Origin of the sequence: Mesorhizobium sp. M0815, from assembly GCF_040319995.1 — a bacterium.
In the GTDB taxonomy this organism is placed as follows: Bacteria; Pseudomonadota; Alphaproteobacteria; order Rhizobiales; family Rhizobiaceae; genus Mesorhizobium.
The window spans coordinates 1-12358 of sequence record NZ_JAMYOU010000030.1 but is presented as its reverse complement, the minus strand read 5'-3'; the positions used below and the strand labels follow the sequence as shown (position 1 = coordinate 12358).

Genomic DNA, 12358 nt, shown 5'->3' with positions numbered 1-12358 from the left:
CCGGGCGCCCCGGCCCATCGCAAGTAGCGGAAACGGAAGCGCCCGCCCCCGGGGGGCGGGGCGCTGTTCCGTATGGGTTTTCTGGATCAAACGAAGGTGAAGTCCGACGCGGTCAGGCCTAGGTCGGCCACGGTGACCACACCGCCCAGGTGGACGAATTCATGCGCGTTGTTGTCGGCGGTGACATAGGCCAGAGTTGCGACTCTGTCGGTGTAGCTGCTTTGGTAGACAATGATGTCGCCGGCGTGCTCGCCGGAGATCGCACTCGCGGCTTCAGAAGCAGAGTTGAAAGATTCGCCAGTGATTACCACGACGTGTTCGCCGTTCGCACCTGAGGCCGCACCACTGTAGAAGCTGCTCACCGGGTAGCCGGACTGTATGCTGGCGTTGTTGACGAAGTTCGCGCCAAAACCGTCATTGTAGAGGCCCACCGCATCGAAGGCGAACTTGTCCTCCGCCGGGTTGAAATCGGTGATAGTGGTAATGTCCGACTTCGACCCGACAACCCCAGGCACCGGATTGTGGAACTGGAACACGAACGTGTCACTGTCGGTGCCCCCGGTCAACGTGTCCTGGCCGTCACCCACGTAGAGGACATCCTGGCCGGGACCGCCGCTGAGCCTGTCATTGTCCTCACCGGAGACGCGCGGGTTGAAGCGGCCGTTGTCGCCGGAGAGATCGTCCCAGCCATCTCCGCCGAAGATGCGGTCGTTACCCTTGCCGCCGATGAGTCGGTCACTGTCCGGGCCACCCGAGATCTCGTCGTTGCCGCCACGACCGTCAATCCAGTCACCGCCCTGGAAACCCTCCATCCAATCGTCAAGCTCGGTGCCGATGAGTGTTTCGGCACCCGGGCCACCCTCGATAATCTTTGCCATCGAAAATACTCCTAATGATGCACCCTGCCTGACGCGTTCATATTGCTCATCGGATAATTAGAGAAATCGATTGCTTGGATAGACACACATTTACGAAATGGATGCATTCACGTTCACTTCGCCCTTCTGCTGAGCAGTTGCGGGCTCGCTGGCGGCGGGGACGCTGGTCGCCCAAGCAATCGATGAAGATTCGACACTCAAACCGGGACTAGGACGAACTTCGTAACGGGGCCGTCCTGGTTGGGCCCCAAACTTCTCTCTGTTTGCTCGACGCCGGCATACCCGCACCGTGAGCGCTGGACGAGGACAAGTTCCGCTGGCGGAGAACGGCGTGATCGGCTTGCCGCGCCGAAACTGATGGCGCTCGTCGAAGGCATGGACTGGACACGCGTTCGAGCCGAACGGCGACGGCGTCCGGCCGGAAGGCGGTGGCGAAGTGACTCAGGCGCAAAAGGCGGGCTTCAGGCCGTGCACAATAAGCTTCTGTCGGCGTCATGATGAGAAGCGCTTCGGCCCGTCCCCACGAAATCGATACGCTCAAGGCGATGTTCGTCGCCATGGCGGCGGAGAAGGCCGAACTGCAACAACTCCGGAGCGAAACACTCAAGGCCGAGATCGTCCGGATGGCGACACTCAACGAGCGTGCCCAGGTGAGGATCGCCGACCTTCATGGGATCGTCAAGCAGCTGGAGCGCGCCGCTTCGGTCGCAGCTCCGAGAAGCTCCAACGTGCCTAGCAGGCCTTCGCCTTCGAAATCCAGACCGGGCTCGGCGCGATTGAGTCCGAGCTCGAGGCCGCAAGACCGACAGGCGAGCCGCGACGTGCTGCGCGACCGCGCAAGGCGTTCCCGGCGCATCTGGAGCGGGTCGAGATCGTCATCCAGCCCGAGCCATGGGGGAAGAAGCGCTCCCGCAGCCAATCGTCCAGTCCGTCAAACGCGGTCGGCCGCACAGGCTTGCGAAACGGAACAGTCCCGCCCTCGCTTAGATACCGAGGCACCGTGTTGCGAGCGCACCCGAATTCGTTCGCCCGTCGGTTCCCCAGCCAAGCTCATGCAGCGGCAGCATCGCTGCCACCTCTTCAGGCTGAAGGATCTGCTCTCCCTGCATCGTTCTCGACAATGCAGGAATCGCCCAATCCCAATCGCCATCCATGCCTCCTCTCATAACGGAGGGGTCGTCGGCCGACAACTGAGACGTCCGGTGCTCTTAGGCGGGGTAATCATACGAGATGCCTCCTGCAACATCATTTCCCGCATCCATAGGCTTGCCGGATCATTATTGTGAAGCGCAGGCCATTGGACGGCCTCCGTGAATGCGGCAGGAAGTGGCGGCGGAAGTTCGACAATCCGCAGGGGTGTTAATTTTGCGAAATGCTGCGCCAGCCGTAAGGGCATTGTCCCGATGCGGTTGGTGCCTGATAGAAGGGGCGGGATCATGCTAAAGCCCTGTACGACGACCTCGATACGTCTCTCGAAACCGTTCTCGAGCAAATACCATTCCTCGATGGAGGGCTGCCGGGTGTCCCCGAATTTAAGCACAACCTGCCCCATCGACAAGTATCGGTCGAATGTAAGTGGCTCTGACAGCTGCTTGTTCGTGCCGCAGCCTACGCATACGAGCATATCTTCGAACAGGGCTGCGCGAGGATGTTTCGACATGAACACTTCGGGCATAATCAGAAAATCAACGTCGCCGCGCCGGAGAAGCTCCTCGGGGTCGTCGGAAATAAGCAGACATTCGAAGCGGACGGCGGGAGCTTCCCGCGCAGCACGCTTTACGATCTTCTTAAAAAATACGAGCGTGAGGTAATCGGAAAGGATGATGCGGAAGCGACGATCCGATCGGGCCGGGTTAAAGGCGTCCCAGGAAATAATCGACAGCTGGATGTGCAGCAATGCGTCCCGGACTGCTGTGGCGAGCCCCTCCGCGCGCGGTGTCAAAATGAGTTCGCGGCCGTTCATCGTAAATAGCTCATCGCTGAAATAGGCGCGTAACCGACCGACGGCGGCGCTCATGGCCGGCTGACTCAGGTTAATACTGCGGGCCGCGGCGGTGACTTTACGCTCCCTGATCAAAGCGTCCAGCACAACCAGGAGATTTAGATCGAGTCCCTTAAAACGCATGTATTGACCTATCCGACGCGTGGATGGGTATCGCCCAAAGAATCAATTTTACGAATGGTGAGTAGCGTCAACGCATCAGCCGACGACGAAATAGAGCAACCGATAGGAAGAACGGCAAAACCGTGTATATGCAAAGCGCGCCGATATGCAGGCCCATGCTGCCGGCCGGACGGCCAAGCATCGCCGGACGAATGAGGTCAATTGCATGTGCGAGCGGCAACAAGGAGGCGACGTCCTGAAAAGTGCCGGGCAATTGGTTGACCGGAAACATCGCGCCGCAAAGGAACAGCATGGGTGTTATAACAAGCGTATTATAAAATATGAAATATTCATAACTGGGCGCAAGCGCCGTGACGACCATCGCTAGACTCGCGAAGGCGAGGCCACTGAGAGCGATGACTGGCAGCAAGCAGAGGATGGATGGCCACGATGTGTAGCCGAGCGTGGTGGCAACAACAGTGATTGCTGTGCCCGCCATCAGGGCCTTGGTGGCTGCCCACGCCAATTCGCCGAGTAAGATATCGCCAAGCGTCAGCTGAGTGCATAACATTCCTTCCCAGGTGCGCTGGTTGTCCATGCGGCCGAAACTCCCGTAAACCGTTTCAGCAGTCGCCGATGCCATCGCGCTTGTGGCAACCATGCCAGCCGCGAGAAACGCAATGTACGACGTGCCCTCAATAGGACCTATCATTGTTCCGATGCCAAAACCGAGACCGAACAGATAGATCATCGGATCGGCGAGGTTGCCGAGAACCGATGCAAGCCCGATTTTCTTCCATCCAAGATAGTTGCGGCGCCAAACCGCGACCCAATTCCACGCATTGGCGGGCATGGCCGCCGCATAACGTTCGCCCATTGTTCAGTCCTCCATCTCGCGCCCGGTTAGCCGCAAGAACACATCCTCGAGATTGGGGGGACGCTGCAGAAGGCGCAGACCCGCGCGCCCGCGTAGCTGCACCAGCACCTGCTCCGGATCGGGTGCATAGCAAAAAAGCGTCTCACCGCTCACCTCGATGCGCTGTGCGTACGGCCGGATCAGCGCACCCAGTTCATGCGGATTGCCGCCGTAGACCTCGACCACGTCACAGCCGATCTGCTCGTCAATGAGTGCGGACGGGCGGCCTTCGGCGATCTTGCGCCCCTCCTCCATAACGCACAGCCGATCGCACAGCCGCTCGGCCTCTTCCATGAAATGGGTAGTCAAAAGAATAGTCTTGCCCCGCGCCAGCAGCGATCGCAGCCGTTCCCAGATCAGGTGGCGGGCCTGCGGATCGAGGCCGGTGGTCGGCTCGTCCATCACCAGCAAGTGCGGGTCATTGATCAGCGCACGCGCGAGCGTCAGGCGCCGCTTCATGCCGCCGGACAGTTCGGCGACGCGCGCATCCGCTTTGTTCTCGAGGCGGGCGAACTCAAGCAGCGATGGTATGACCGCTTCGATCTGGCGTCTGCTCATCCGGAAGTAGCGCCCGAACACCAACAGGTTCTCGCGTACAGTGAACGCGGTATCAAGATTGTCGAACTGCGGGACCACGCCGATGCGCATACGTGCCAAACGCGCGCGCGCCGGCACTGGAGCGCCGAGCACAGTAATCTTCCCCGCATCAGGCGATGTCATGCCGAGGACCATACGCGCAATCGTGCTTTTGCCCGCACCGTTCGGTCCCAGGAGCCCGAAGCATTCCCCCGCCGCAACGCGGAACGACAGTCTGTCGACAACGAGCTTGTCATAAGTTTTGCTTACGTCAGTAAGATCGATCGCTACCATGGACATGGGTTCATTTTACCGAGAGGGACGCCAAGACTGGCGGTTGCTTGGTTGCCTGCCGGACCTGAAACTGTGACTCGTCTTCGCCATCCCAGCCGTCGATAACGAACTGATCGACATCACAAGGATTTAGCCCCTGTTCCGCCAAAGCGGCGACAATTGCGTCGAGATTATCGATGGTTTGATAACGCGGATTGTTGTGCCGCTTTTCCTGCTCAACGCAGAAGACGAGCCGTCCATCCTCGACAAGGGCGATCGCCCCATCATGGGTCAGCTTGGTACCAGAGATGCGCATAGTGTCTCCACGTTAACGGCGATAGATTCGATTGATCAGGAAGCGGAAAGCGGGTTCCGGAAACGGACGAGCAAGCAGTCTTCGTTGACCGACTCGCCCCGACACTCAAGACGCTCTACCTCGATCAACGTTTCGTTCAGCATGGCGATGACCGGCTCAGCACCAGCGGCGTGACCCCAGCGACGGCAATTAGCATCCCTTGCCGATCCGAAGATCAGATGCCCGCCTGGCGCAAGCACCCGCACCAGGTTTTTGACGGCCGCGCGCATCTCGGCTATGTCTTCGAGGTAGTATAGGACCTCCGCCACAACGATCAGGTCAAACAACTCGTCGGTCGAAAACTGTTGAACATCGGAGACTATCCAGTTGATGCGCGACGGCTCCTTTATCCGTTGACGTGCTCGAGCAATCGCTTGCGCCACGACATCGATGACGGTGAGCCGTTGGCAGTTGGGAGCTAGTTTTTCCGTGAATGCGCCGGCAGCGCACCCGACTTCGAGGGCATTTGTAATGGAGCCTTGGGCAAGCGCCAGCTGGAGCATTTGCGTGTGGCGCTCCCGCTCGAACGGATTGCCGTCGAGGCGCCACGGATCGTCTGCGGCCAATTCCCGATCGAGCAACTGATGATTCATGTTCTGGGTCAAACTCGTCCACCTCTCGTCCACCTAGGTAATTAGCGATCACTCGTCGCCGCAGATGTTGCTCGACAGCGCTAATCCCGAAGAATCCGCGCAAGATTGAGCCTGCGAAGCGGAGCCGCATGCGGTGAGAATTCTGCCCTGCTTGATCCAGTGATCGGAGTTTGGGTGGGGGCCTGTTTTCCCCCAGTGTTCGATGTAGCGACAGCAGAGCTTCGCGACAGCCAATCGCTATTGCTCAATGTACACAGCGCGTAGGCCTTCAAGGGAAGTAAGAGAAAGATGTTGATGAACGTGTGCAGGGAAAAGCCCAGAAATCGAAACTGTCGAGCACGAAATGCTACCACGCTGCATCGGAGCATGGTCATGGACACAATCATCAGTCCTGTCCACCAAGGCACAGTGCCTGTCAGTGCGAAATGTGCGAGGCCCGTTAGTACCGATAGGGCGAGGAGTAGCGGCCCGAGATTCTGTCCGACCACGTCCAACGTGAGATAGCTATTGAGGCCGGGCAGCAAGCGCAGCCCAAGCAGCGTGTCCCGGAATGTGCTTCGTGCCCAACGGAGTTGTTGGCGCAGATACGGTCCGAGTCTGTTCGGAACGACTGTGGCCGCGATGGCGCCCGGAACGTACTCGGTTCGAAAGCCTGCTTTCAGCATGAGGATAGTGAGATGGCGATCCTCCCCGAAGTCGCTTGGCTTGCCCCGAAAAAATTGCGACTCGTACTGGTCCAGTAACAAAAGGAGCGCAGACCGGCGGTACATGGCACATGGGCCGCAACAGCACATAACGGCACCGAAGCGAGCCTGTGCCGCGCGCTCCTCGTTGCAAGCCAGCCAGTACTCCATGTCTATCAGCCTTGTCAGCCAGCTCTCGCTCCGGTTACTGGCAATCAACTGACCCATGACTGCGCCGACCGCTGGATCTCGCATCTTCGGTACAAGCTTGGTGATGACGTCGGACGCGAGTATCGTGTCTGAATCAACGTTAAGCACCAAATCCCCGGATGAGCGGCGTATCGCGGCGATCTGCGCCTTGCGCTTTCCAACATTCTCGGGAAGCAAAATGATGTCGAACCTAGGGTCGCGCGCGTAGGTTTCGTGGACAGTTCCTACGGCTTCGCGATTTCCAGAACCGTCATCAACCACATAGACCCGAAGTCTTCCGGCGTATTCTTGGTCTGCAATGGACGCCAGGCACTCTGAAAGCGTGCGCGGATCCTCGTTGAAGCAGGGGACGATGACATCCACGCTGGGCAGTTGATCGGAGCCGACGAGATCCTCCAACGCCGATGAGTCGTTTGTCGGCAGAGCATAAATCCCCTGCATGCTCTTATAAGCAGTCGAGAGCAGTGCATAAAGCGAAATGGCCACAGTGCTGGTTGTACCAAGAAGAGTCATGGGATCTCGTTTGTTCAGTGATGTTGAGGAAGTGAGCGGATTACAAATCCGCGCTCATGAAGTGCTGGAATCAGACGGGACAGCGCCGTGACCGTCTGGTCGCGCAGACCGGCGTGAGCGCCCTGGCTCAACTCGCCGGGAGGGCATCCGTCGTGCAAGAGTACGATTGCGCCCGGCCGGACAGAGGCGAGCACGGTATCGATAATCGCGTCGACCCCAGGGCGAGACCAATCTCGAGGGTCGACGGACCAATGGAGGGCCGTCAGCCCGGCGATCTGTGACGCTGTGAAGACTTCTTCGCTCCAGGCGCCGTAGGGCGCGCGAATATAGCGCACCGAGGCCTGAGGGCACGCCCTCATGATGGCGCCGTTCGCTTCAAAGATCTCACGTTGCACTTCGCCGAAGCCGCATTTGTACAGATCCGGATGAGTCATCGTGTGGTTGCCTAGCTCGTGCCCTTCTGCAAACATTCGTTGGATTAGATCCGGGTGCTCTAAGGCGTAGGCGCCGATGACGAAGAAAGTCGCCGGCACCCGCTGCTCTGCCAACACATCCAGAATCTCCGGTGTGAAAAGTGGATTGGGACCGTCGTCAAACGTCAGATAAACGCTGCGACGGCCGGTGCCGTCAGAGCACTCACGGCGCACTTCGTACAAGCAATCGGGACGGCTCATAGCTCTGGTCCGTTCCGATCGATCATCGTGCCCGTGGGCCATTCGCTGATCGGCCGTCCAACTGACAGAACAATGGTGAGTGCGTCATCGATGCGTGTGGGCGGCAGGTCGAGGCGCGCCTCTGGTCGGGTGGAGCGCACGCGAATTCCCGACAAAACGGCCAAAGGGCTGTATCGCCGCCCGAACCTCTCAACATGATTCCGCAGCGCGTGCCGGACGGTTCCGAAAGCGAATGGAACGCCAAGCTCCTGCAGTATTGGAAGCACGACATGGATTGAATGGGCGATTCCGAGACCCTCAAGATCCGGACGTACCCCGTACAGGCCCAGCTCAGCCACCAACAGATCGACCGCGTCAACCTTGATGAAACGGCGCAGTATGCCCATGTGAGCCGCTACACCGTTCGAATCATAGGCGATTGCGCGGAGTTCAGGCCTGGCGCCGGCCCAGCTTCGACTACCTTCGAACGGTTCTGCGTTGGACGCCCCAGTCGGCCCGTAGGTATTACGAAAGAACTGGGCGAGCTCGACGTGGTCCGAGAGCTGCAACTCGTTTTCCCAGCACAATTTCCACTGCACCTGAGGGCGCATTCAGGACCTCTCTTCAAAATAGTTTCTTGCGGGCCGCATTACCCGGCCAAAGCGGCGGCGTTGTTGGCTGCACTCAACCGTTGTCGTTAGCGAAGGTGAGCCAGCCGGTGGGGCTCGCCAATGAGCTCTCTCGATGTTCTCGCCCGTCGCGGCGCCGTCGATTTGAGCTTGACGTCGGTCATTTACGTTCCTCTAATGCATGGTTCGTAAATTCGTAAAATTGATTGTTTAGATGATGCCCATCCACACGCTGGATAGATCAGGATATGCGGTTTAAGGGGCTGGATCTGAATCTCCTCGTTGTGCTGGACGCTCTGATCAGGGAGCGTAAAGTCACTGCCGCGGCCAACAGTATTAACCTGAGCCAGCCGGCCATGAGCGCCGCCGTCGCTCGGTTACGCGCCTACTTCAGCAATGAGCTATTTACGATGAACGGCCGCGAGCTCATTTTGACACCGCGCGCGGAGGGGCTTGCCCCAGCAGTCCGGGACGCATTGCTGCACATCCAGCTATCGATTATTTCCTCCGACGCCTTTAACCCAGCCCAATCGGATCGTCTCTTCCGAATCATGCTTTCCGATTACCTCACGCTCGTGCTTTTTAAGAGGATCGTAGAGCGTACTGCGCGGGAAGCTCCCGCCGTCCGCTTCGAATGTCTGCCTATTTGCGACGACCCCGAGGAGCTTCTCCGGCGCGGCGACGTTGATTTTCTGATTATGCCGGAAGTGTTCATGTCGAAACATCCTCGCGCAGCCCTGTTCGAAGATATGCTCGTATGCGTAGGCTGCGGCACGAACAAGCAGCTGTCAGAGCCACTTACATTCGAGCGATACTTGTCGATGGGGCATGTCGTGCTCAAATTCAGGCACACCCGGCAGCCCACCATGGAGGAGTGGTATTTGCTCGAGCACGGTTTCGAGAGACGTATCGAGGTCGTCGTACAGGGCTTTAGCCTGATCGCGCCCGTCATATCAGGCACCAACCGCATCGGGACCATGCCCTTACGGCTGGCGCAGCATTTCGCAAAAACAACACCCCTGCGGATTGTCGGACTTCCGCCGCCACTTCCTCATCCCGCATTCACGGAGGCCGTCCAATGGCCCGCGCTTCACAATACTGATCCGGCAAGCCTGTGGATGCGGGAAATGATGTTGCAGGAGGCATCTCGCCTGGCGCCTTTGCTTGAAAGCTATTGAGCGTCTCGGGCTTCCTGGAGGCGGTCGCGATCGCGTAGGAGCGGTTGCCATTCGGGCGTCAGGCCTTTGGCTCGGCAGAGCGGCGCAGTTCCTTGCTGAGTACGAGGGCCAGTAACGAGCAGAACACATGCCCGGGTTGGTGCTGAGTTGACTGCCGCCTCCGATTTCGCGTGCGAAGTCCCAGAAGATGTTTAGCCCCACTCAAATGCCAACTTTGCCGGCCCTGCCGCGGCTTTTCACGCGCGGCCAGGCGAGGAGATGCCGGTCGACGAGGTCAATCCCAACGGACTGTGCCGGCCTCGCTCGGCTACTGGCGTGAGGCATCCTTGACGACACCGCCTTGCACCGACAACGTCGAGATGTTGGCAATGAAGCCGGTCGCGATTGACGCTGCGGATGTAGGCAATTTACCTCGCGCTTCCGCCTGAACGCGTGGCCGATCCGTTCACCCAATTGGCTTCATCCTGGGCCGCGGCTGAGGCCTGTGGGGTGCGGCTACCCCGCGTGGATGGGATCATCAATCAACTTTCTCTCATTTATGAAAGGAAACTTCCCCGCTTACGATAGAAGCCATCAGTTTCATATATTTTCCGGCAGATGAATGTCGAACGGCAGAAATGTCTGTCCTGGTGTTTCAGCAGTGCCGGTCTCGATAGCCCGCGTCATCAGCGTTATCAGCTCCTGGGAAAGCCGGCGCATTGGCGTGGCGACCGCCATCGTGATGATGTTATCAGCGAGTGCCGCCCGAGATTCCGGCGTGATTTCATTCACGATCGCGACGAGATCGCGACTTTTACCCTCTTCCCGGACCGCGGAGATGGCGCCCTCCATGCCGCCCCCGGCGACATAGAAGCCGACGAGCTCGGGTTCCCGCTGCATGAGATCAAGCGTTGCCTCGTAGGTGACCTGCCGTTTCTCCAGGTTCACAAGCGGATCGAGCACCTCGAACGTCGGCGCGTTCTCACGGCAATAGGAGCGAAAGCCGACATCACGGAGCTCGTGCCCCTGGAAACGATGGCTACCGACAAACACCGCCACCTTGCCGGGCCGTTTTGCGACCTTGGACACCATCCAAGCGGCCGTGCGCCCCACCTTGCGGTTGTTGAGGCCGATATAGCCCTGTCGCACGCCGGCGGCGAAGTCGGAAAGCAGCGAGAAAACCGGAATGCCTTTGGCCTTGAGGTCCTCAACCGCTGCTGTAATTTTTGGGTGGTCCGGTGCCACCATCGCGATCGCATGGCAGCGTGCGCCCAAATCCTTGAGCGGTGCGATTAGGTCGCTCGGCATATGTGACGGGGCGAATTGGATGAGCGGAATGCCGTGGAAGGACTGGGCCAAATTGACCGACGCTTCGACCTCGCGCGCAAAGTCTTGGTAGAAATGCTGGGCCGGTTTTCTCAAGATGAAGCCCAGACGGTAGCACGGTAGGTCTCGCCGCAAGCGCTGCTTGATGAGCCCGGCAGCATGATAGCCGATCGCGTGGGCGGCGTCGTGGACCCGCCGCGCGGTCTCCTCGCGCACCGGATGGCGGGCGTTCAGAACCCGATCGACCGTTGCTACGCTGACTCGGGCTTCGCGGGCGAGATCGGCAATTGTGGGGCGCTTGGTCATGGGTCCTATTCTGATTGGTTTTTGACGCAGGCTGGCTCTCTGTCACCTAGCGCGATTCGACAATGGTTTCGGGTGGGCAAAGTGAAGACGCCCGCATACTGAATGATCGACAGCGTATTGGACTACTCCAGACGTAGACCGGCCGGGTATAACGGAAGGTTCATTCGCTTAGGGCGGCGACGATTTGCACTCACACATTTAGCGCTTCTGATACATGGTCCGTGAGGCGCCGTTTAGAGCCTGCGAGTCGATCGTTCAGGTCATGTGACCAGCTTGGCGAAACCGGTCGCGGTGCGTCGCCCTTACTCGGCGGAGGATAGCCGGTTTGATGCCTCGGCAAGCTGATGACCGCAGAAGGCGGCTTTCATCTGCGCTCGGTCCAATTCTCCTTCCCAGCGGGCAACGACGAGGGATGCCACTGCGTTGCCGACGCAATTCGTCAACGCCCGGCATTCGGACATGAAGCGGTCGATGCCGAGTATCAGTGCCATCCCAGCAACGGGAACACTCGGAACTACGGCGAGCGTAGCAGCCAGGGTGATGAAGCCCGCACCTGTTACACCTGCAGCGCCCTTGGAGGAAAGCATCGCAACGAGCAGCAGCAGCACCTGATCGCCGATTGACAGATCCGTGTTCGTCGCCTGTGCGATGAAGAGGGCCGCCAGGGTCATGTAGATATTCGTGCCGTCCAGATTGAACGAATATCCGGCCGGGATGACGAGACCCACAACCGAACGCCTGGCGCCCGCCTTCTCCATCTTCTGCATGAGCGAGGGGAGCGCGGCCTCCGAGGAGGACGTTGCGAGCACAAGCAGCAGCTCTTCCTTGATGTAGCGAATGAGAGAAAAGATCGAAAAGCCGTTGTAGCGGCAGACCGCGCCGAGAACCCCGAACACGAAGAGGAAGGCGGTGAAATAAAACGTCGCGACCAGCATCGCGAGGTTGACGACCGAACCGATGCCATATCTGCCGATGGTGAAGGCCATTGCGCCGAAAGCGCCGATCGGCGCGGCTTTCATCAGAATGCCAACGAGCTTGAAGACAGGCGCGATGAGCGCCTGAAGGAAGGAAACGACAGGCTTGCCCGTCTCTCCGGCCATCGCGAGCGCCATGCCGAACAGAACCGAGAAGAACAGCACCTGCAGGATGTCGCCTTCCGCGAAGGCACCGACAATCGTTGGCGGGA

The 12358-nt window shown here is 59.1% G+C and carries 11 protein-coding genes and 2 pseudogenes; 1 reads left to right on the top strand and 12 read right to left on the bottom strand.

The genetic code is table 11. The annotated features are described in order from the left end of the window. Positions 1-86: 86 nt before the first annotated feature. From NKI01_RS25335 to NKI01_RS25290, 10 genes and pseudogenes are all read right to left on the bottom strand, one after another. Positions 87-878 (bottom strand): calcium-binding protein, encoded by a 792-nt coding sequence (locus tag NKI01_RS25335; protein WP_352483785.1) that lies wholly within the window; start codon positions 876-878, stop codon positions 87-89. An 891-nt stretch (positions 879-1769) separates the two neighbouring features. Beyond that, positions 1770-2032 (bottom strand): annotated as a pseudogene (locus NKI01_RS25330) (hypothetical protein); the annotation flags it as partial. An 8-nt stretch (positions 2033-2040) separates the two neighbouring features. Further along, positions 2041-3003 carry a LysR family transcriptional regulator gene (locus NKI01_RS25325; protein WP_352684127.1) on the bottom strand — a complete coding sequence of 321 codons (963 nt, stop codon included), beginning with the start codon at positions 3001-3003 and terminating at the stop codon, positions 2041-2043. Between the two features lie 67 nt (positions 3004-3070). Beyond that, the gene (locus tag NKI01_RS25320) at positions 3071-3859 is read right to left on the bottom strand and encodes an ABC transporter permease (RefSeq protein WP_352494954.1); all 789 of its coding nucleotides are present in this window, start codon (positions 3857-3859) and stop codon (positions 3071-3073) included. 3 nt (positions 3860-3862) lie between these two features. After that, a complete protein-coding gene (nodI, locus tag NKI01_RS25315; RefSeq protein ID WP_023719311.1) occupies positions 3863-4774 on the bottom strand; it encodes a nodulation factor ABC transporter ATP-binding protein NodI in 912 nt (303 codons plus the stop codon). Between the two features lie 43 nt (positions 4775-4817). Continuing rightward, a pseudogene (locus NKI01_RS25310) lies at positions 4818-5063 on the bottom strand (carbamoyltransferase N-terminal domain-containing protein); the annotation flags it as partial. 35 nt (positions 5064-5098) lie between these two features. After that, positions 5099-5695 (bottom strand): nodulation methyltransferase NodS, encoded by a 597-nt coding sequence (nodS, locus tag NKI01_RS25305; RefSeq protein WP_352965122.1) that lies wholly within the window; start codon positions 5693-5695, stop codon positions 5099-5101. 80 nt (positions 5696-5775) lie between these two features. Next, positions 5776-7101 carry a chitooligosaccharide synthase NodC gene (gene nodC / locus NKI01_RS25300; protein ID WP_352466667.1) on the bottom strand — a complete coding sequence of 442 codons (1326 nt, stop codon included), beginning with the start codon at positions 7099-7101 and terminating at the stop codon, positions 5776-5778. Positions 7102-7115: 14 nt separating this feature from the next. Next, positions 7116-7775: a chitooligosaccharide deacetylase NodB gene (gene nodB / locus NKI01_RS25295; protein WP_352457035.1), complete on the bottom strand. Its 660-nt coding sequence runs from the start codon at positions 7773-7775 to the stop codon at positions 7116-7118. After that, positions 7772-8365 carry a NodA family N-acyltransferase gene (locus NKI01_RS25290; RefSeq protein ID WP_352965105.1) on the bottom strand — a complete coding sequence of 198 codons (594 nt, stop codon included), beginning with the start codon at positions 8363-8365 and terminating at the stop codon, positions 7772-7774. The genes nodB and NKI01_RS25290 overlap by 4 nt, the downstream gene beginning before the upstream one ends. A 266-nt stretch (positions 8366-8631) precedes the next feature. On the opposite strand from NKI01_RS25290, the gene NKI01_RS25285 reads away from it, so the two are divergent. Next, positions 8632-9561, top strand: a complete 930-nt coding sequence (locus NKI01_RS25285) for a LysR family transcriptional regulator (protein ID WP_352506788.1) — start codon at positions 8632-8634, stop codon at positions 9559-9561. Positions 9562-10140: 579 nt separating this feature from the next. Here the strand turns inward: NKI01_RS25285 and NKI01_RS25280 are convergent. Both NKI01_RS25280 and NKI01_RS25275 read right to left on the bottom strand, forming a co-directional pair. Continuing rightward, positions 10141-11172: a LacI family DNA-binding transcriptional regulator gene (locus NKI01_RS25280; RefSeq protein ID WP_023678260.1), complete on the bottom strand. Its 1032-nt coding sequence runs from the start codon at positions 11170-11172 to the stop codon at positions 10141-10143. A gap of 302 nt (positions 11173-11474) precedes the next feature. Continuing rightward, positions 11475-12358: cation:dicarboxylate symporter family transporter (locus tag NKI01_RS25275; protein WP_502899468.1), on the bottom strand; the 884-nt coding region annotated here is incomplete at its 5' end.

Excerpts from the sequence above, each read along its gene's own strand:
- NKI01_RS25335 (WP_352483785.1), bottom strand. The coding sequence starts at position 878 with ATGGCAAAGATTATCGAGGGTGGCCCGGGTGCCGAAACACTCATCGGC.
- NKI01_RS25325 (WP_352684127.1), bottom strand. The coding sequence starts at position 3,003 with ATGCGTTTTAAGGGACTCGATCTAAATCTCCTGGTTGTGCTGGACGCT.
- NKI01_RS25320 (WP_352494954.1), bottom strand. The coding sequence starts at position 3,859 with ATGGGCGAACGTTATGCGGCGGCCATGCCCGCCAATGCGTGGAATTGG.
- nodI (WP_023719311.1), bottom strand. The coding sequence starts at position 4,774 with ATGTCCATGGTAGCGATCGATCTTACTGACGTAAGCAAAACTTATGAC.
- nodS (WP_352965122.1), bottom strand. The coding sequence starts at position 5,695 with ATGAATCATCAGTTGCTCGATCGGGAATTGGCCGCAGACGATCCGTGG.
- nodC (WP_352466667.1), bottom strand. The coding sequence starts at position 7,101 with ATGACTCTTCTTGGTACAACCAGCACTGTGGCCATTTCGCTTTATGCA.
- nodB (WP_352457035.1), bottom strand. The coding sequence starts at position 7,775 with ATGAGCCGTCCCGATTGCTTGTACGAAGTGCGCCGTGAGTGCTCTGAC.
- NKI01_RS25290 (WP_352965105.1), bottom strand. The coding sequence starts at position 8,365 with ATGCGCCCTCAGGTGCAGTGGAAATTGTGCTGGGAAAACGAGTTGCAG.
- NKI01_RS25285 (WP_352506788.1), top strand. The coding sequence starts at position 8,632 with ATGCGGTTTAAGGGGCTGGATCTGAATCTCCTCGTTGTGCTGGACGCT.
- NKI01_RS25280 (WP_023678260.1), bottom strand. The coding sequence starts at position 11,172 with ATGACCAAGCGCCCCACAATTGCCGATCTCGCCCGCGAAGCCCGAGTC.